Genomic DNA, 18922 nt, shown 5'->3' with positions numbered 1-18922 from the left:
AGGAAACACGAGTATGACAACTCGCCATTTGGTCAGCCTGGTGACTGGTGTTCTGATCATTGCGGTGCTTATCCCCATCTGCCTGAGCGTCTGGCTGGCCCATCGCCAGGCGGAAGATACTTTTGTCGAAGCGTTGGACCGTTATTCCGAACGCGTACTGATCCGCGCCGAGCGCGTGGTGGGCCAGGGCAAAATGGCGCTCAACCAACTCAACGAATTTCAGGACGTCCCCTGCAGCCACGAACATCTCCTGCAGATGCGCAGGGTGGCTTACTCCCTGCGCTATGTGCAGGAGGTGATGTATGTTGATGACCAAAAACCCGTCTGCTCTTCGCTCGAACAGGTCAGCAACGCCGCCCGCTTCCCGCCGCCGGCGCGTGTCACCGTCGATGGCTACAGCGCCTGGCTGACGCAACAAAACGATCTGGGCTTTAAGCGTTTTATGCTGGTGCTGGGAAAGGGTCACTACATGGTGGTGATCGACCCGGCCTCCCTGATTGACGTGATCCCTTTTGGCACCTGGCCCATTGAAGCTGCCCTGGTCGGGGAAGACAGCAATGTGGTTTTCGCCAGCAGTAACCCGCTGAAACTGGATGTCTGGCGTCAGCTCCACGACGAACGCCTCACGCAACTTCAGCATAAAGGGTCAATGTACGTGGTGAAAAACGTGCCGGAGCTGCGCTACGCCGTGGTCACCTGGGCGTCTCTTGAGCCGTTAAAAGAGAGTTGGCACCGGCAACTGCTGTTCTGGCTGCCCTTTGGCGCGTTAATCAGCATTATGGCTGCCGCGTTTATCATGCGCGTATTGCGTCGTCTGCAATCTCCACGCTATCGCCTGCTGGATGCAATCAACGCGCGCGAACTGGTGGTGCACTATCAGCCGATTGTGGCGCTGGATAGCGGAAAGATCACCGGTGCCGAAGCCCTCGTGCGCTGGCCGCAGCCGGATGGCAGCATGTTATCACCCAACATTTTTATCCCACTGGCGGAGCAAACAGGACTCACTACCCGCCTCACCCGGCTGGTTGTCGAGAAAGTATTTGAGGATATGGGCGAATGGCTGCGCCACTATCCGGATCAGCATATTTCCATCAACCTCTCTCCGGCGGATCTGTTCTGCGATGAACTGCCGTCGTTGCTGAGCCGTCTCCTGAACCACTGGAAAATCAAACCGCAGCAGATTGCACTGGAACTGACCGAGCGCGGCTTTGCCGACCCGAAAATCAGCGCCCCGGCCGTGGCCAGCCTGCGCCGTTCCGGGCATCCAGTCTATATCGACGATTTCGGCACCGGGTATTCCAGCCTCAGCTATTTGCAGGATCTCGACGTGGATACGCTCAAGATCGACAAATCTTTCGTGGATGCGCTGGAGTACAAAAACGTCACGCCGCACATTATCGAGATGGCAAAATCACTGAACATGGCGATGGTCGCCGAAGGGATTGAAACGGAAGGGCAGCTGGAGTGGCTGCGCCGTCACGGCGTGCAGTACGGGCAGGGGTGGCTTTACAGTAAAGCGCTATCTAAAGTGGAGTTCATCATGTGGGCGGAGATTAATCTCGATCCAGAGTAAAAGCCCGGCCAGTCTCGCCGGGCGCTGCGATTACTCGTCCAGCAGCGGCGCAAATCCACCGTAGATCATCCGTTTGCCGTCAAAAGGCATCGACTCGCCGAACTCTTTCATACGCGGGTCGGACATCAGCTTTTTATTCGCCTCATCGCGAACGGCTTTCGACGGATATTCAATCCAGCTAAAGACCACCTCTTCGCCCTCTTCGGCTTTTACCGCCATGCGAAAATCGGTCAGCTTTCCATCGGGCACATCGTCGGCCCAGCACTCCACGATCCGTATCGCACCAAACTCTTTGAACAACGGGGCCGCTTTTGCTGCCATCGCGCGGTAAGCCTCCTTATTTTCCGCAGGAACAGCGACCACAAAACCATCGACATACTTCATGAGTCAAACCTCCGAAGTGATAATGCGACCACCCGTGTGGCCGCATATAACGAGGTTAAGTTTAGTCCTGTCGCCAGCTAAACGCGTAACGCAGTTCCCTGTGCGCCAGGATAAACTCCGCCGACACGCTCGGGCTCCAGGAGTCATCGCCGCCCACGCCCATATGGAACGCATCGATGTTCAGCCAACAGCCCGGCTCCGCTTCCAGTAAATGGTGATGAGTCGTCTCACGCAGCTGCTGCTGGCTGTAGCGGCTGAGCGAGAAGTGGAACTGACCTCGCAACTGATGATCGCCAAATGCCAGTTCGCGCGTATTGCAGCGCAGGCCATTTTCCGTCGGGAAGATGTACGGCGTATGCAGCGCGTCGAGCGGCAGCGTCCAGCGCCCCTGACGTGCGGCCAGTTTTCTGTCCGGATAGTTTTCCTCTGGCCCGAGGCCCAGCCAGCTTGCGGACTGCGGTGCGTCTGTCAGCTGGCAGCTCAAACCGATACGCGCCGGTTCCGGGATATCGCCCGCCACCTGAATTTGCACATCGCCGTGCAATACACCGCTGCTGTCTACCGTCCAGATTTTCCGACTCAGGAACAGCACGTTGCCATTGAACTCCCAGGCGTGCAGGGTGAAGATTGCCACTTCATGCGAGCGCTGTTCCGCCTCGCATTGCAACAGGCGCGGCGTCAGATTGTACATGCCCGCCGCTTTCCAGCGTTCTACCCAGGCATTCGGATCGATGCGCGTCGCTTCGCTGACGCCAATATCATTATCCAGCGGCGCGCGGGTAAAGTTGTCGACAAGCGGCGAGCGCAGCGTTGCTGTGCCGTTATTCCACCACTGGGCAAGATCCCCGCTAGTGCGATCAAACTGCCAGCGCTGTCCCTGATGGGTGATTTCCAGCGCGTCATCTTTGACCGTCAGCTCCGGTTTGACCTTTCCGATGACAGGCGGTGCAATATACAGCGGCGCGGGCAGAGGGAATTGATCCCAGGCGCAGCGATGACGGGCTGGCGACCAGCTTGTTGCCGCCGTCTGGAAAACGTCAAGATTCAGCCAGACTTCTCCCTCTGCGGGGGTGATTTCCGGCAGGGCAATCTCAATACGCTGCGTGCCCTGCGGCGCAATCGACAGCACGACTTCGCCACTCGCCAGCGCCTCGCCGTCGCGCATGATATTCCAGCACAGGGATTCGTTGTCGGTCTGACGGAACAGGTAATCGCTATGTACTTCCACCACCAGCGGCGAAGTGCTCACCTGGGTGAAGGTGAAAAATTGCTGTGCACGCTGGGCCTCGAACAAAGCCGGATGCGGGGTACGATCCGGGAACACCAGTCCGTTCAGGCAAAACTGACGGTCATTAGGCTTATCACCAAAATCACCGCCGTAGGCCCAGAATGTCTGGCCGTTGTCATCTTTTTTGGTCAGCGCCTGATCCACCCAGTCCCAGACGAATCCGCCCTGCAGACGCGGATGGCTACGGAACGCCTGCCAGTATTTGGAAAACCCGCCAAAGCTGTTGCCCATCGCGTGGGCGTACTCGCACAGAATCAGCGGGCGTGTCTCGTCCGGCATGCCGATCCATTTCTTAATCGACCATTTGGGTACCGCCGGGAACGGCTGATCCTGATCGACACGGGCGTACATCGGGCAGACGATATCCGTCGCGGCGGTGTTTGCCCCGCCGCCTTCGTATTGAACGGGACGCGTCGGGTCGGTGGTTTTTATCCAGCGATACAGGGCATCGTGATTCGCGCCGTGACCGGACTCGTTGCCCAGCGACCAGATAATGATCGACGGATGATTACGGTCGCGCTGCACCATGCGCGTCACGCGCTCGCTCATGGCCGGTAGCCAGCGCGGGTCGTCCGCCAGACGGCTCATCGGCACCATGCCGTGGGTTTCGATGTTCGCTTCATCCACTACGTACAGGCCGTAGCGGTCGCAAAGTGTGTACCACAGCGGATGGTTAGGATAGTGCGAACAGCGCACGGCGTTAAAGTTGTGCTGTTTCATCAGTTCGATGTCGCGGCGCAGGGTGGCTTCATCCATCACCTGGCCGTTTTCAGGATGATGCTCGTGGCGATTCACCCCTCGGATCAACAGCGGCTGACCGTTAACCTTCAGCAGGCCGTTACTGATTTCCACGCGGCGGAAGCCGACATCGCAGGCCTCCACTTCCAGCAAGTTCCCCTGTCCGTCGCGCAGTGCGATCGTTAAGCGGTACAGCGCGGGAACTTCGGCACTCCACAGCGCCGGTTTTTCAACGGGAATAGAAACACTTAATCGTTCAACCCAGTTGCCGCGTTCATCAACAACCGCAGAGCCGGGGCGGGCGGAGGCTGTGGCAATCGATTCGTCGCCCTGCCAGAGTGTCAGCGCGACTTCGCAGTCGGCAAATTTTTCTCCGCCAAGCGCGACTTCTACCTGCAATTTTGCGCGATCGTAATCGGCATTCAGCTCGGTGACGTGGTGATAATCAACGATGTGAGTTTGCGGTTTATGCTGCAACGACACGTCGCGGAAAATACCGCTCATGCGCCACATATCCTGATCTTCCAGATAGCTTCCGTCACACCAGCGCAGCACCATCACCGCCAGACGGTTGCTGCCCGGTTTCAACACAGCGGTGAGATCGAACTCGGCAGGCAGTCGGCTGTCCTGGGAGTACCCCACCCACTCGCCGTTACACCAGAGATAAAACGCCGAGTTCACCCCGTCAAAAACGATGCGCGTTTGTCCACTCTCCAGCCACTGCTCATCCACCTCAAATGTGAGCGAGTAACAACCCGTGGGGTTCTCAGTTGGCACAAAGGGAGGATTGACGATAATCGGATAAGTGACATTGGTATAAATCGGCGTATCGAAGCCCTGCATCTGCCAGTTAGATGGCACCGGCGTGGCGATTGCATTCACCGTATCTTCCATGATCCATTCGTCAGGAACGTCTTCAGGAGCAGTGAAAAAGCTGAACTGCCAGTCACCGTTCAGCGACCGTTTATAAGAAGGGTTTTCCTCATCACGCGCCTGAACTTCATCGCGCCAGCTGCGAAACGGCGCATGAGCAGGCAGACGATGCCACTGCGTGACGCCGGGGTTTTCCCAGTCACGGCGAGCTAAAACAGATTTGAGAGATGGCAGGGATAAAGCAGACATATAGACCTCTTTGCGAAGCGCTCACAATTTTAATCACAATGCCCTGGTGATATGATCCGGTAAAGGATCGGAACCCCGCAAAGCGAGGCCGATCACAAAAGGATTATTGCCGCGCCAGCTGCTCGGCCATCAGCGCCAGAGATTTCAGCTGCTGCGCCAGCGCTTCACGATCGGCCTGCTGCGGGGCGTGGCGCGCGCTGGAGTGACGCTCCACCAGCGTGACCGGAAGCTGCACCTGCCAGAGACCGTCCGCTGATTCAGAAAGGAGCCACTCGACGCTGCGCTCTCCGGCCTCGCGAAACGCCTGGCGAACGGTGGTCAGCGGCGGAGAAAACCATGCGCTATCGGCGGTGTCATCAAATCCCACAATCGAAATCTGCCCAGGTACGGCCACGCCTTTTTCGGCGCAGGCGCGCATCACACCCAGCGCCATCTGATCGTTCGCCACCAGAATGGCATCGGGTAACGCGTTCCCCGCCAGCAACTGATGGCCTTTCTCATACCCGGACGCCGCGCTCCAGTCGCCGTGAGCAATCGCACAAGGAATAATATTGTCCTGCGCCAGCCTCGCTTGCCATCCCGCGAGACGCGCGCGTGATGAAACGGAACTTTCTGGCCCGCTGAGCAAGGCAATTTTTCGATGCCCAAGCGACAGCAAATGCTCCGCACCCAGCGTCGCACCCTGCTGCGCATCAAAGGCCAGGCGATGCACTTTTGCTTCAGGGGAAACATCAAAAAACAGCACCGGCACCGGCGCGGCCAGCTGGCGTATTTTTTCGGCATCCAGATCGTCGAGCGGTACGTTAACCAGCAACCCTTCCACGCGCTGGGCCAGCAGTTCCTGAAGTGCTGCCTGGCAACGTTCGGGATGTTCCACCATCGAGATCAACACGCTTGCGCCACACTCGCCCGCGCGGGATTTGACCGCAGAGGCGATTTGCGACGGCGCATGCAGTGCCAGATCGGTGGTGATCAACCCCAGCGTGCGGGTGCGTTTCCCGGCGAGCTGCTGCGCCCCGCGATTGGGTACGTAATGCAGTTCACTCATCGCCTGCTGCACCTTGTCACGGGTGCGCGCGGAGACGTGTTCTGCATCGTTAATCACGCGAGAAACGGTCTGATAGGAAACGCCCGCCAGGCGGGCAACGTCATACAGAGTGATGGCTTTCATATTTCAACATCGCAGCGGGAGTTGCCGGTATTCTGGCACAGGCCGCTTGTTAAAGCATGTGAGCGCTTCGCAAATTAAACAATTTGCTCCGACTGCGGCGCAATCGTCACCTGCGGCTTGTGACGAAACCACGGCAGGCAGATCTGAATCAGCGGCCCAATAGTCAGTGCGTACAGCACCGTTCCGACCCCGAAGGTGCCGCCGAGCACGCAGCCAATCAGCAAGACTGTGACTTCAATCGCGGTGCGCACGCTGCGTACCGACCAACCGGTGCGCGCGTTTATTCCGGTCATCAGGCCATCGCGCGGGCCGGAGCCAAACCCTGCGCCGATGTACATTCCGGTTGCCAGAGCATTCACCACCACGGCGGAGATTAGCAATACGCTTCGGGCTACCAGCGAGCTCATTTCAGGCAGCAACGACAGTGCGGCATCGGCGGCCAGGCCAATGACAATCACGTTGCTGATGGTCCCAAGCCCCGGACGCTGGCGCAGCGGTATCCAGAACAGCAGAACCAGCGCACCGGTTAAAATCATCACCGTGCCGATATCCATTGCCAGCAGTCTGGCAACGCCCAGGTGAAACACGTTCCACGGATCGGCACCGAGATCGGCACGGACGAACATGGCAGTAGAAAGCCCGTAAAAGCTCAGTCCGACGTAAAGTTGCAGTAAGCGACGCAGCATTATTTTTCTCCAGCAGGTTATGCTTTCATCCTGGCTGAAAATGGCTTTATGATTAATGTCCAGTTTTCAAATAGTGGACTGCACATGTCATCTCGTCGCTTTGGTAGTCAGTCTTTGGTGCGCCTGCTTGGCCACTGGCAACAGCCTTCTTCCCGCACTCCGCTCTGGCGTCAGTTGGCCGACGCGCTGCGCCTGCTGATCCTCGATGGGCGGTTGGCTCTTGATACGCGTCTACCCGGCGAACGTGAACTGGCTACGGCGCTTACAGTGAGTCGCACGACAATCGGTAGCGCGCTGGCGCATCTGCGCGATGCGGGCTATCTGGAAAGTCGCCACGGCAGCGGTTCACGCGTCATTCTTCCGGACAGTCATGCCGTTCCAACGCGAGCGGCGGCGAGCGTGGCGCTGGATCTCTCGACCGCCGCGCTCAGTGCCGGTCCTGAAATCCATCAGGCATACACCCACGCGCTCACCGCAATGACTCAGCATCTTTCACAAACGGGATACGATCAGTTAGGTTTGCCAGCACTGCGAGAAGCCCTTGCCGAGCGCTATTGCTCACGCGGATTGCCGACGCGGGCGGACGAAATCATGGTGGTCAACGGGGCCGTCAGCGGTTTTGCGCTGGTGCTGCGGATGCTCACCGGCCCAGGCGATCGGGTGGTGGTGGATCATCCCACCTATCCGCTGGCGATTGCGGCGATACAGGGTGCGTCTTGCCGCCCCGTCGGCGTGGCGCTCCCGGAATCGGGCTGGGATACCGACGGCTTTGCAGCAATACTGGCGCAAACCGCGCCGCGTCTGGCGTATCTAATGCCGGATTTCCATAACCCTACCGGGCGTTGCATGGATGTCGCGACCCGCAAGAAAATGACTGCAATTGCTGCGCAAACCCGCACCGCGCTGGTCGTTGATGAAACGATGGTGGATCTGTGGTTTGATGCACCTCCCCCTCCGCCGCTTGCCGCATTTAATCCGCAGGCAAACGTCATTACGCTCGGTTCAGCAGGTAAAAGTTTTTGGGGGGGCTTGAGACTGGGATGGATTCGCGCGTCGTCGCGCACCATTGCCACGCTTGCCCAAACGCGCGATACCCTCGATCTCGGCTCACCGTTACTGGAACAGCTGGCGACGCTGTGGTTAATTGAAAATTCCGCCTCTTTTCTCCCGGCACGACGCCAGATGTTGACGGAACGCCGCAATCGTTGCAGTGCATTAATGCGCGAGCATTTTCCCGACTGGCGTTTTCATGAGCCAGAAGGGGGGCTGTCGTATTGGGTGGAGCTGCCGGGCATGGTGGCCACGCAGTTTGGCGCACGAGCGGAGACGCTGGGGATTCATCTGGGAACCGGAACGCGATTTGGCCTTTCGGGGGCTTTTGATCGCTACCTGCGAATGCCTTTCTCAATGGATTCTGCGGAGCTGGAAAATGCGCTGCTGCGAATTAAACCCTTATGGACCACATTGAATAAAAGCGACAGTTTTTTAAAACGCGGCGTTATATAACCGGGTGAGAAATAAAAACTGCTGGCTGCAGAGGTGCAGTCAGCAGTTTTCACAGGTTTGTCATCAATGTTGAGAAGGAATCGGAAAGCCCTTCAGAGAAATAACAAAATTTTCTCCTTCTTTCTTTATTTTTGCGCCCGTATCACACCAGTCAGACGCAATGCGAAAGAACTCATCACTTCCTACATTCCAGCCAAGACGTACATGTTTCACATAGCCTGAACGAAGCAGGTCGCAGGCCTCTTTGTAGTCGTTGGCAGTAGACAGTTGTTGTTTCATTTTCTCTTCTTCAGAATTTTGCGTAGTGCCTTGATTTCTTTAGGAGTAAATGGAGTTACACTCTCTTCTTCCGTATGTTGATTATCGATATCCTCTTCCGATACTCCCGCCTCTTCTGCTGCTTCAAACGCCAGCAACAGCAGTTTTTCCGTAGTCACGCTTAGATTCTCGTTATTCACTTCAGCATAATGGCGAAGTCTTTCTTTTAGCGCTTCATCAATTTTAACGTTTAATACGGCAGTGCCCATGTTTGTTACTTCCCTTCGGAATAAGTTATTTATTTAATACACGAAGTTACCAGTGCAATCCACTTATATATTTTTTGCTTATGAACGAATAAAAACACCCCGACATTAATTTGCCAGTCTATTATTACAGGTTTATGACAATATTATTTCAGTACAATGAACGATATATTACATATCCACTTTATATTCATGGATATAATGCTAAAGAGAAGCGAGTAGATGGCGTTGAGCAAGGTGGTGAAAAGTTTGGGAAGCACAAATGGGTGGGGGCCCTGCCAGCTACATCCCGGCACACACGTCATCTGCCTTGGCTGCTTCCTTCCGGATCTGACCTGGTAAACAGAGTAGTGTTGCGGGAGAACCAACAGAGCCCCCATTGAGAGCGTTGGCTGTTACCCAACGCGCTGCCGCATTATCACTGCACAGGATCGCAATTGCAAGTTAACCATGACCGGATGCTGGTTTATTGCGCAAACCGCGAAAATAATCAGGTATTATGCCTGTCTTACTTAGACCAGCCACTTTCGCGCATGTTCCCGCACGGGTTCTTTGCGCACTCTTCAGCAGGAGTTTATCCGTGGATGAACACGACTCTTTTCCCCAGCGGGTGTGGCAGATTATTGCCTCGATTCCGGAAGGTTATGTCACGACCTACGGCGATGTGGCGCGCCTTGCTGGCTCCCCGCGTGCAGCGCGTCAGGTTGGCGGCGTATTGAAACGTCTGCCGGAAGGCAGCGCGCTGCCCTGGTACCGGGTGGTGAATCGTCACGGTGAAATTTCCCTTACTGGCCCGGATTTACAACGCCAGCGCCAGGCATTGCTGTCTGAAGGCGTGCAGGTATCGGGTAAGGGCAAGATTGATATGCAAAAGTATCGGTGGGATTATTAGCCCTCCCCGGTGAGGAGAGGGCAAAGGTCGTGCTTAGTATTTGGTCGGAGCTGGAACCGCAGAAGACGGGCTCACCTGCGTTGGCGACGTTGACGGAACCGTCGTCGCAGCACCACCACCCTGCTGCATCGGTACGGCAGTCTGCTGAACCGGAACCAGCGTCAGGTCGGCTTTGGTCCCGCCCTCATTAATCACCGGTTGTACCGTATCGGTGATAAACACCAGTTTGTCATTCACGGTAATTGCCGCACTCAGCAAGATTCGCGCTTTAGGCTGAATGTCTGCCGGATTAAACGGCAGCACGAAGCTGAACGGCGCCTGTTTGCCTTCTGTACGAACCGCTTTCTGCGACAGCACTTTTGACGGCGCATCGGCCAGAGAAGCATCGGACAGAGTAACCGTTAATACCGCATCCGGCGGCAGCGCTACTTTCTGGCGAATCCACACCGTACCGGAAACATTAGGCTGCTGCATGGTTGGCTGCGTCGTCGCCCCGGCGGCATTTGGGTTTGGCGCTGGCGTCTGAATATCAGCACTTTTATCTGCACAAGCAGACAGAGCAACCGCTACCGCTAAACCACTTAACATGTGCACGAGTTTCATTGAGTTCTCCTTATCATCAATGCACCAGCGGGATCGATCCCACCAGCGGGTCGTTAACAAAAACATAACGTGACTAAGTGTGGCACAAATCACTTATTTATGCCTGGTTTCAGCCGATTATTCAGATTATTGCACCTCTCGGACCACTTTCCTTTTTCCGTTATATACCCGTCATAATTCAAGTTGCATGTGCGTTGGCTGCGTTCGTTCACCCCAGTCACTTACTTAAGTAAGCTCCTGGGGATTCTCTCGCTTGCCGCCTTCCTGCAACTCGAATTATTTTGGGTATAATCAACCTATCTTTCGCTGTGGTGTTTTATTGAGGACGACTATGAGTCAAGCGCTGAACAATCTGCTGACATTACTGAATCTGGAAAAAATTGAAGAAGGACTCTTTCGCGGACAGAGTGAAGACCTCGGCCTGCGCCAGGTTTTCGGCGGTCAGGTGGTCGGCCAGGCGCTGTATGCCGCCAAAGAGACCGTGCCTGCAGATCGTCTGGTGCATTCGTTTCACAGCTATTTTTTGCGTCCTGGCGACAGCGCGAAACCGATTATCTATGACGTCGAAGTGCTACGCGATGGCAACAGTTTTAGCGCTCGTCGCGTCGCGGCCATTCAGAACGGCAAGCCGATTTTTTATATGACGGCTTCGTTCCAGGCCCCGGAAACCGGGTATGAGCATCAAAAAACGATGCCGCCCGCACCGGCACCTGACGAGCTGAAATCCGAAACGGATATCGCCCGCGCGCTGGCGCATCTGTTGCCGCCGCAGGTGAAAGATAAATTCCTCTGCGATAAACCGCTGGAGATCCGCCCGGTCGAGTTCCATAACCCGATGAAGGGCCACGTCGCCGAGCCAAAACGCCAGGTGTGGATGCGTGCTAACGGCACGATGCCGCAAGATCTTCGTGTTCATCAGTATCTGCTGGGCTATGCGTCTGATTTCAACTTCCTGCCGGTGGCACTGCAGCCGCACGGTGTGGGGTTCCTCGAAAAAGGGATGCAGGTCGCGACCATTGACCATTCCATGTGGTTCCACCGCCCGTTCGATATGAACGAGTGGCTGCTGTACAGCGTTGAAAGCACCTCAGCGTCGAGCGCGCGCGGGTTTGTGCGTGGCGAGTTTTATACTCAGGATGGCGTACTGGTGGCGTCGACTGTGCAGGAAGGGGTGATGCGCAATCGGGGGTGATTTGTGCGGTCGAGTTCGTGCGGTCTGGTGCCCTCACCCCAACCCTCTCCCACAGGGAGAGGGAGAAAAACAAAGCCTCCCATTGGGAGGCTTTTTGCTACAGCAAATACTCAATTTAATCAGGCGTTATACGCATTCTCGCCGTGGCTGTTCACGTCCAGGCCTTCGCGCTCCTGCTCTTCCGGTACGCGCAGACCAACAGTCATGTCCGCCAGTTTATAGCCGATAAAGGCCACCACACCCGACCAGACGATGGTGAGGCCGATACTTTCCAGCTGAACCAGCAGCTGATGGCCCATAGTCACGCCTTCTGCGTAGCCCACACCGCCCAGCGAGGTAGCCGCAAAGATACCGGTCATGATGCAGCCAACGATACCGCACACGCCGTGTACACCGAACACATCGCAAGGGTCATCAACGCGCAGAATACGTTTCAGCGCCGTCACACCCCACAGACCCGCCAGACCAGAGACCAGACCAATCAGCAGCGCACCGCCCACACCGACATAACCACACGCTGGGGTGATGCCAACCAGGCCCGCAATCGCACCGGAACAGGCACCCAGCAGGGACGGTTTGCCACGAACGACCCACTCGCCAAACACCCACGACAGAATCGCACCCGCGGTAGCGACGACGGTGTTCACAAACGCCAGGGCTGCGATTTCGTTAGCGGCACTGGCGGAACCGGCGTTGAAGCCGAACCAGCCGAAGTACAGGATTGCCGTGCCGGTGAAGACCATCGGCAGGTTGTGTGGTTTGAATGCTTCTTTACCGAAGCCCACGCGTTTGCCAATCAGGTATGCCCCAACCAGCCCGGCAACAGCGGCGTTAATGTGCACCACGGTACCGCCCGCGAAGTCCAGCGCACCATGAGATGCCAGCAAACCGCCGCCCCAGACCATGTGCGCAATCGGCACATAGGAGAGCGTCAACCACACCACCACGAAGATCAGTACGGCGGAGAAGCGAATACGTTCCGCCAGCGCGCCGACAATCAGGCCGACGGTGATACAGGCGAACGAGCCCTGGAACGCAACGTGGATGTACTGATAGAAGCTGCCCATCAAGGCGGTCAGCTGAATATTTTTGAGCATGACCCAGTTAAAGTTGCCGAAGAAGGCGTTACCTTCACCGAAGGCCAGCGAGTAGCCGTATACCACCCACAGAACGCACACCAGCGCGAATGTCACCGCGACCTGCGTCAGCATGGACAACACGTTTTTGCCGCGAATCAGACCGCCGTAAAACAGCGCGATGCCCGGAATTGTCATGAACAGCACCAGCGCGGTGCAGATCATCATGAAGGCATTATCTGCCTTGTCGGCTACCGCAGGAGCCGCCATCACCAGGCTCGGCAGCAGTGCCAGAGACCCCAGAGCTGTTTTGATTGTTAATTTGTTCATTTTCTCGATCCCTATCACTGTGTGCCAGGAGTTACTTACAGTGCCGCTTCGTCAGATTCGCCCGTACGGATGCGAATGACGCGCTGCAATTCGGCAACGAAAATTTTGCCGTCGCCAATTTTTCCGGTGTAAGCCGCTTTGCTCACGACGTCGATCACTTCGTCGAGTTGGTCGTCTGCAATAGCCACATCAATCTTCACCTTAGGCAGGAAGTTGACGCTGTATTCGGCGCCACGATAAAGCTCCGCGTGGCCTTTCTGACGCCCAAAGCCTTTCACTTCGGTAACCGTCAGTCCCTGAATCCCCATTGAAGAGAGCGCTTCACGCACGTCTTCCAGTTTGAATGGTTTGATGACAACCGTAACCAGCTTCATAGTTCCTCTCCCGTCAGAATTCGATAATGGCCTCAGCGTTTACACATGAGTTATTGCAAGCGGTGTGCCAGAGTTTGAAAACGCGAAGAAATCAGGCGGGAAAGGCAAAAAATGGCGATTGAGAAGAAATGGATAAAAAAAACGCACCATGACAGTGCAGGGTGCGTTTCATTTTTGCACCAACAGAAATCCCTGTTAGCGCCGTGCTTATTTTTGGTGCATCAGGCGCTAAGGGACTCCTCTTCGCGCGTGCTGGCGGCAAGCTCTTCACCCGCCAGCTGCAGCTGATACATTTGCCAGTAGCGCCCTTTTGCTTCCAGCAGCTCACGGTGGGTGCCGCGTTCAACGGCCTGCCCGCGATGCAGGACCAGAATGGTATCGGCCTCAACAATCGTCGAGAGACGATGCGCAATCACCACCAGCGTCGTGTGCTCGCGCACTTCGGCCAGCGCTTGCTGGATGGCTTGTTCCGTACCGGAGTCAATGCTGGCGGTCGCTTCATCGAGGATCAGCACCTGCGGCGTTTCGATAAGCACCCGCGCTAGCGCCAGCAGTTGCTTCTGCCCAACCGAGAGATTATTCCCCTGCTCACCGAGTTTGGTGTAAATCCCGTCGCTCATTTCACGCGCCAGTTCTGCAAGCTGGACTTTCTCTAACACGTCCCAAACTTGTGCTTCGCTGAACGGACGGCCCAGCGCGACGTTGGCAAAGAAGGAGTCGGCCATCACCACCGGGTCCTGCTGCACCATCGCAATCCCTTTACGCAGCGCGCCGTGGCTCAGCGTTGAGAGCGGGCGACCATCAAGACGGATTTCGCCTTTCGTCAGCGGGTAGTAGCCCATCAGCAAGCTGGCAAGCGTACTTTTACCACTGCCCGTGTGCCCTACCAGGGCGACAAAACTGCGTGACGGGATATCAAGATTAATATCCTGCAGCACCAGGCGATCTTCGCGATAGGCAAAGGAGACGTTATCAATAGCAATTGCACCGCTTTGCAGTTCACGCTCATCGTCGCCGTAGGTCTGGCGCGGCCTGTCCATCAGCTCGAACACACGCTCACCGGCGACCACCGCCTGTTGCAGCATCGACTGCTGGGTCGTGAGTTCGATCAGCGGCTCGTTAAGACGCCCGAGGTAGCTGATAAACGCGTACAACACACCCACTTCCATCGTGCCGCCAGAACCGAAGCCAAACAGCATCAGCAGACCGCACAGCACCAGCGCTGAAAACAGGCTCAACAGCGGACGCAGCAGGAATCCGTCCAGACGCAGGGTTTGCATGCGCGCCATATAGTGCGAACGGCTCGCCTCGCCCATGCGTTCACCAAACCGCGCCTGCTGGCGGAACTGCTGGATGACGCTCATGCCGTTGATGACTTCGTTAAAGCCGTCGTTGATATCCGCCAGATAGGCGCGTACCCGGCGCACAATCGGCGTACTGTAGCGCTGATATATGATCATCACGATCATCACCGCCGGGAAAATAGTGATTGCCACCAGCGCCATGCGCCAGTCGAGACTGAACATCGCCACCAGCATCGCGCCGACCAGCGCGGCACTGCGCAGCACCGTAGCGACAACGGTCACGTACAGGTCGCGGATCACTTCCGTATCGTTAGTCACGCGGGAAATCACCTGGCCGACCGGCTGGGTATCAAACTCGCTGAGCGGCTGTCGCAGCGCCGCATCCATCACATCGGTACGTAACTGCTGCACCACGCCGACCGCCGCCTGATTAAACAGTAGCGACTGCGCGTAGTGCAGAGAGGCTGCCAACAGCTGCAATCCGATATAGGCAGCCCCCAATCCGGCAACCAGCCCCAGCGGCAGATAGCTTTTAGCGACCATGTTGTCGATAAAATAGCTGATCAGCAGCGGGCCGCTCACTTCCGCAATCGCCGCCACCCACAGCATCACGACCGCAATAGAGAGCGGTTTTCGCCACGGCGAACCATAGGCCAGCAGGCGTTTCAGCGTCGGCCACAGCTGAGTAAACTTACGCATGAGTGGCCTCCTCGTTCAGGTCTGGCGCGTCATCCAGTGCCGCCTCCAACTGTTGATAGCGATACATGTCGCGATACCAACCCGACTGTTCCGCCAGATTTTCGTGATGCCCGCGCTGAGCAACATGCCCGTGCTGCATCACCAAGATTTCATTGGCTTCCGTCAACGCCGACAGACGATGAGCGCTGATAATGACCGTGCGCCCCTCGCCCCACTGACGCAGATTGTGCAGAATCTGATGCTCTGTGCGCCCGTCGACGGCAGAGAGCGCATCGTCGAGGATCAGGATTTCGGCATTCAGCAGCAGTGCACGCGCAATCGAAATACGCTGTTTCTGTCCCCCCGAGAGCATCACCCCGCGCTCGCCCACTTCGGTGGCGTAGCCCTGCGGCAGACGCAGAATATCGTCATGAACGCTGGCCAGACGCGCCACATGCTCGATCTCTTCCTGCGTGGCTGTCGGATGGCCCAGCGCGATGTTATTGGCGATCGTATCGGAGAACAAAAACGGCGTCTGGCTGACGACGGCCAGGCGGCTGCGCCAGGCATCAAGCTGTAAGCGGGTCAGCGGGATATCGTGAAAACGGATATCGCCTTTGGTGACATCAAAGTGACGCTGAATCAGCGACAGAATGGTGCTTTTGCCCGCGCCTGTCGGGCCACAAATACCGAGCATCTGACCTGGACGCAGCTCAAAGTTGACGTTTTCGAGCGTCGGGCGTTCAGTTTGTGGATAGGAGAATTCAGCAATGGCCACCTTCAGCACACCGCGTCCTTCCGGCACCGTTTCTGTCCCATCGTTGACCACCGGCGCTTCGGCCAGCATTGCGCGAATACGGCTGTACGCAGCGCTGCCGCGCTCTACGATGTTAAACATCCAGGCCAGGGCCAGCATCGGCCAAATCATCAGTCCGAGGTACATAGCAAAACTGGTCAACTGGCCGAGCGTCATGGAACCGTTGACCACCATCCAGCTGCCACCGCCAATGGCCAACAGGTTGGCAGTGCCAATAGCGATATAAATCGTCGGGTCAAAACGCGCATCAATACGCGCCACGCGCAGGTTTTTCGCCCCCGTATCGGCGGCGTCGGCGGCAAACTGGGCCGACTGGCGATCTTCCAGGCCAAAGGCTTTGATCATCCGAATACTGGTCATGCTCTCCTGGGTTCTATCGTTCAAAGAGGAGAATGCCGCCTGCGCCAGTTTGAAGCGCTCGTGCAGTTGCTCACCGAAACGGTTGATCGCCAGCGCCATGAGCGGCATCGGCAGTAGCGCCAGGAGCGTAAGCTGCCAGCTGATCTGCGTCGACATCACGATCAGTACCGCGCAGCCCATCACCAGTGAATCGACCAGCGTAAGCACCCCTTCCCCGGCGGCAAACACCACGCGATCCACGTCGTTGGTGGCACGCGCAATCAGATCGCCCGTGCGGTGGCGCAGGTAGAATTCAGGATGCTGGCGGCTGAGCTGGCGGTAAAAATCTTCGCGTAGTTCGACGGCGAGTTGATAGGACGCTCCAAACAGCAGCACGCGCCAGACGTAGCGCAGCAGGTAAACAATCACCGCGGTCAGGACCAGCGTGCCTACCCACATCATCACCCGTGCGGTGGTGTAATGTTGTTCCGTGACGCCGTCCACCACATAGCCCACCACTTTCGGCGGGATCAGCTGGAGAATGGCAATGATAATAAGCAGGGCCACGGCGCCGAGATAGCGTCGCCACTCCCGGCGAAAGTACCAGCTTAGTTGAGCAAATAATCGCACGCGGTCAATTCCTGAAGGTATTGTTCTGAGTTATTCAATGGGTAACGCTGTGGTGTATTTAATCTGTTCCATGGCGAAGCTTGAGGTCACATCTGACAAGCCGGGAACGCTGTTCACCAGCCGCTTGTAGAAGTCGTCGTAGCGTTTCATGTCCGCCACCTGGACGCGCATCAGATAGTCGTATTCGCCTGCCATGCGCCAGAAGCCGAGCACTTCGGGCATATCGGAAACCTCGGTGACAAACCGGCAGTACCAGTCGCTGCTGTGGTGCTGCGTTTTTATCAGAACAAAGGCGGTCAGTCCAAGCCCCAGTTTTTCGGGATCCAGTAGCGCCACGCGCCCGAGCAAAACACCATCGTCTTCGAGTCTTTTAAGGCGTTTCCAGCACGGCGTGGTGGTCAGATTAACGGCATCGGCGAGTGCCTGCAAAGAGAGGGTGCAGTCCTTTTGCAGTAAGGAGAGCAGCTTACGGTCAATTTTATCTAACATACCCCACCTCGCAGAGAATAATTTTCTCCTGATATTCTATTTTAAAGGCCAGATAGCAACAATTTTTTCTGTGCTTTTCGCTATGCTAGGCACAAAATGACAAACGGACAGACACGATGAATAGCACCTGGGTCAAACACGCGATCAGCGAAATTAATGCCGACTATCAGCGCTCGGCGGACACGCACCTCATCCGCCTGGCTTTGCCGGGTTTTCCCGGCATTCAGCTGTACCTGAAAGATGAAAGCACCCATCCGACCGGCAGCCTGAAGCACCGTCTGGCGCGCTCCCTGTTCCTGTACGGGTTATGCAACGGCTGGATCAAAGAAGGCACCACCATTATTGAATCCTCGTCCGGTTCAACCGCCGTGTCCGAGGCTTATTTCGCCCGTCTGCTTGGCCTGCCGTTTATCGCTGTGATGCCTTCCTGCACCGCCAAACGCAAAATTGAGCAGATCGAATTTTACGGTGGACGCTGTCATTTTGTCGAAAGTGCCTGCGAAATCTACGCCGCCTCAGAAATGCTCGCCCGCGAGCTGAACGGCCATTATATGGACCAGTTTACCTTCGCCGAACGCGCGACCGACTGGCGCGGGAATAATAATATCGCCGACAGTATTTTCCGTCAGATGAACAACGAACCTCACCCGGAGCCGTCGTACATCGTCATGAGCGCGGGAACTGGCGGAACGTCAGCCACCATTGGCCGCTACATTCGTTGTCAGGGTTATGACACAAAACTGATGGTGGTGGACCCGCAGAACTCGGTATTCCTCGACTACTGGCATAACCGTGACGCCAGCCTGCGCAGCCCGGTGGGCAGCAAAATCGAAGGTATCGGGCGCCCGCGCGTGGAGCCGTCCTTCATTCCTGATGTGGTCGATGAGATGCTGCGCGTGCCAGATGCGGCCAGCGTCGCCACGGCACACTGGCTGGAAACGCAGCTGGGCCGCAAAGTGGGCGCATCAACGGGCACCAATATGTGGGGTGCATTACAGCTGGCGGTGCGGATGCGCGAAGAGGGCCGGAACGGTTCTATCGTTACCCTGCTGTGTGACAGCGGCGAGCGTTATCTCGATACCTACTACAATGCGGAATGGGTCAAAGCCAATATTGGCGAGATTGAGCCGTGGAAAGCGCAGATTGCGCAGATGACAAAATAAAAAAAGCCAGACCGATAAACATCGACGTCTGGCTTGCTGGAAG

17 protein-coding genes and 1 other RNA gene are annotated in these 18922 nt (G+C 56.5%); 5 read left to right on the top strand and 13 right to left on the bottom strand.

Going from position 1 to position 18922, the window contains the following annotated elements:
- Positions 1 to 13 precede the first annotated feature (13 nt).
- Entirely contained in the window at positions 14 to 1573 is a 1560-nt protein-coding gene (locus C3708_RS20950) for an EAL domain-containing protein (protein WP_103950133.1), read from the top strand.
- A gap of 30 nt (positions 1574 to 1603) precedes the next feature.
- Here C3708_RS20950 and C3708_RS20945 read toward each other — a convergent pair whose 3' ends face one another.
- The 4 genes from C3708_RS20945 to C3708_RS20930 all read right to left on the bottom strand — a co-directional run bounded on the left by C3708_RS20945 (position 1604) and on the right by C3708_RS20930 (position 6962).
- Positions 1604 to 1957: a DUF1428 domain-containing protein gene (locus C3708_RS20945; protein ID WP_095281025.1), complete on the bottom strand. Its 354-nt coding sequence runs from the start codon at positions 1955 to 1957 to the stop codon at positions 1604 to 1606.
- A gap of 61 nt (positions 1958 to 2018) precedes the next feature.
- Positions 2019 to 5105, bottom strand: a complete 3087-nt coding sequence (locus C3708_RS20940) for a beta-galactosidase (protein ID WP_103950132.1) — start codon at positions 5103 to 5105, stop codon at positions 2019 to 2021.
- A gap of 103 nt (positions 5106 to 5208) precedes the next feature.
- Positions 5209 to 6276, bottom strand: a complete 1068-nt coding sequence (locus C3708_RS20935) for a LacI family DNA-binding transcriptional regulator (protein WP_103950131.1) — start codon at positions 6274 to 6276, stop codon at positions 5209 to 5211.
- A 74-nt stretch (positions 6277 to 6350) separates the two neighbouring features.
- Positions 6351 to 6962, bottom strand: coding sequence for a YitT family protein (locus C3708_RS20930; RefSeq protein ID WP_103950130.1), 612 nt, complete (start codon positions 6960 to 6962; stop codon positions 6351 to 6353).
- 84 nt (positions 6963 to 7046) lie between these two features.
- On the opposite strand from C3708_RS20930, the gene C3708_RS20925 reads away from it, so the two are divergent.
- Positions 7047 to 8468 (top strand): PLP-dependent aminotransferase family protein, encoded by a 1422-nt coding sequence (locus C3708_RS20925; protein ID WP_103950129.1) that lies wholly within the window; start codon positions 7047 to 7049, stop codon positions 8466 to 8468.
- A 63-nt stretch (positions 8469 to 8531) separates the two neighbouring features.
- Here the strand turns inward: C3708_RS20925 and C3708_RS20920 are convergent, their stop codons facing one another.
- The 3 genes from C3708_RS20920 to ffs form a co-directional block, all read right to left on the bottom strand.
- Positions 8532 to 8747, bottom strand: coding sequence for a hypothetical protein (locus C3708_RS20920; protein WP_103950128.1), 216 nt, complete (start codon positions 8745 to 8747; stop codon positions 8532 to 8534).
- On the bottom strand, positions 8744 to 8995 hold the full coding sequence (locus C3708_RS20915; RefSeq protein WP_095281021.1) for a hypothetical protein: 252 nt from the start codon (positions 8993 to 8995) through the stop codon (positions 8744 to 8746). Before C3708_RS20915 ends, C3708_RS20920 begins: the two co-directional genes overlap by 4 nt.
- 270 nt (positions 8996 to 9265) lie before the next feature.
- Positions 9266 to 9362: signal recognition particle sRNA small type (gene ffs, locus C3708_RS20910), an RNA gene on the bottom strand.
- A 210-nt stretch (positions 9363 to 9572) separates the two neighbouring features.
- Between ffs and C3708_RS20905 the strand changes: the two genes are divergently transcribed.
- On the top strand, positions 9573 to 9884 hold the full coding sequence (locus C3708_RS20905; RefSeq protein WP_103950127.1) for an MGMT family protein: 312 nt from the start codon (positions 9573 to 9575) through the stop codon (positions 9882 to 9884).
- A 33-nt stretch (positions 9885 to 9917) separates the two neighbouring features.
- Here C3708_RS20905 and C3708_RS20900 read toward each other — a convergent pair whose 3' ends face one another.
- A complete protein-coding gene (locus C3708_RS20900; protein ID WP_095281019.1) occupies positions 9918 to 10487 on the bottom strand; it encodes a YbaY family lipoprotein in 570 nt (189 codons plus the stop codon).
- Positions 10488 to 10818: 331 nt separating this feature from the next.
- Between C3708_RS20900 and tesB the strand changes: the two genes are divergently transcribed.
- Positions 10819 to 11679, top strand: coding sequence for an acyl-CoA thioesterase II (gene tesB / locus C3708_RS20890; RefSeq protein WP_095281018.1), 861 nt, complete (start codon positions 10819 to 10821; stop codon positions 11677 to 11679).
- A 119-nt stretch (positions 11680 to 11798) separates the two neighbouring features.
- On the opposite strand, the gene amtB is transcribed toward tesB, so the two are convergent.
- From amtB to C3708_RS20865, 5 genes are all read right to left on the bottom strand, one after another.
- Positions 11799 to 13085, bottom strand: coding sequence for an ammonium transporter AmtB (gene amtB / locus C3708_RS20885; RefSeq protein WP_103950126.1), 1287 nt, complete (start codon positions 13083 to 13085; stop codon positions 11799 to 11801).
- Positions 13086 to 13120: 35 nt separating this feature from the next.
- On the bottom strand, positions 13121 to 13459 hold the full coding sequence (gene glnK, locus C3708_RS20880; protein WP_006809867.1) for a P-II family nitrogen regulator: 339 nt from the start codon (positions 13457 to 13459) through the stop codon (positions 13121 to 13123).
- Between the two features lie 221 nt (positions 13460 to 13680).
- The gene (locus C3708_RS20875; RefSeq protein WP_103950125.1) at positions 13681 to 15462 is read right to left on the bottom strand and encodes a SmdB family multidrug efflux ABC transporter permease/ATP-binding protein; all 1782 of its coding nucleotides are present in this window, start codon (positions 15460 to 15462) and stop codon (positions 13681 to 13683) included.
- Positions 15455 to 17227, bottom strand: a complete 1773-nt coding sequence (locus tag C3708_RS20870) for a SmdA family multidrug ABC transporter permease/ATP-binding protein (RefSeq protein ID WP_103950124.1) — start codon at positions 17225 to 17227, stop codon at positions 15455 to 15457. The genes C3708_RS20875 and C3708_RS20870 overlap by 8 nt, the downstream gene beginning before the upstream one ends.
- Positions 17228 to 17257: 30 nt before the next feature.
- Positions 17258 to 17716, bottom strand: a complete 459-nt coding sequence (locus C3708_RS20865) for an Lrp/AsnC family transcriptional regulator (RefSeq protein WP_102104285.1) — start codon at positions 17714 to 17716, stop codon at positions 17258 to 17260.
- A 116-nt stretch (positions 17717 to 17832) separates the two neighbouring features.
- On the opposite strand from C3708_RS20865, the gene C3708_RS20860 reads away from it, so the two are divergent.
- The gene (locus tag C3708_RS20860; RefSeq protein ID WP_103950123.1) at positions 17833 to 18879 is read left to right on the top strand and encodes a PLP-dependent cysteine synthase family protein; all 1047 of its coding nucleotides are present in this window, start codon (positions 17833 to 17835) and stop codon (positions 18877 to 18879) included.
- Positions 18880 to 18922: the final 43 nt, after the last annotated feature.

It is taken from the genome of Lelliottia sp. 7254-16 (assembly GCF_002922995.1).
GTDB classification, from domain to species: Bacteria; Pseudomonadota; Gammaproteobacteria; order Enterobacterales; family Enterobacteriaceae; genus Enterobacter; species Enterobacter jeotgali.
The sequence above is the reverse complement of the archived record's forward strand: the minus strand, read 5'-3'. Positions and strand labels throughout refer to the sequence as shown.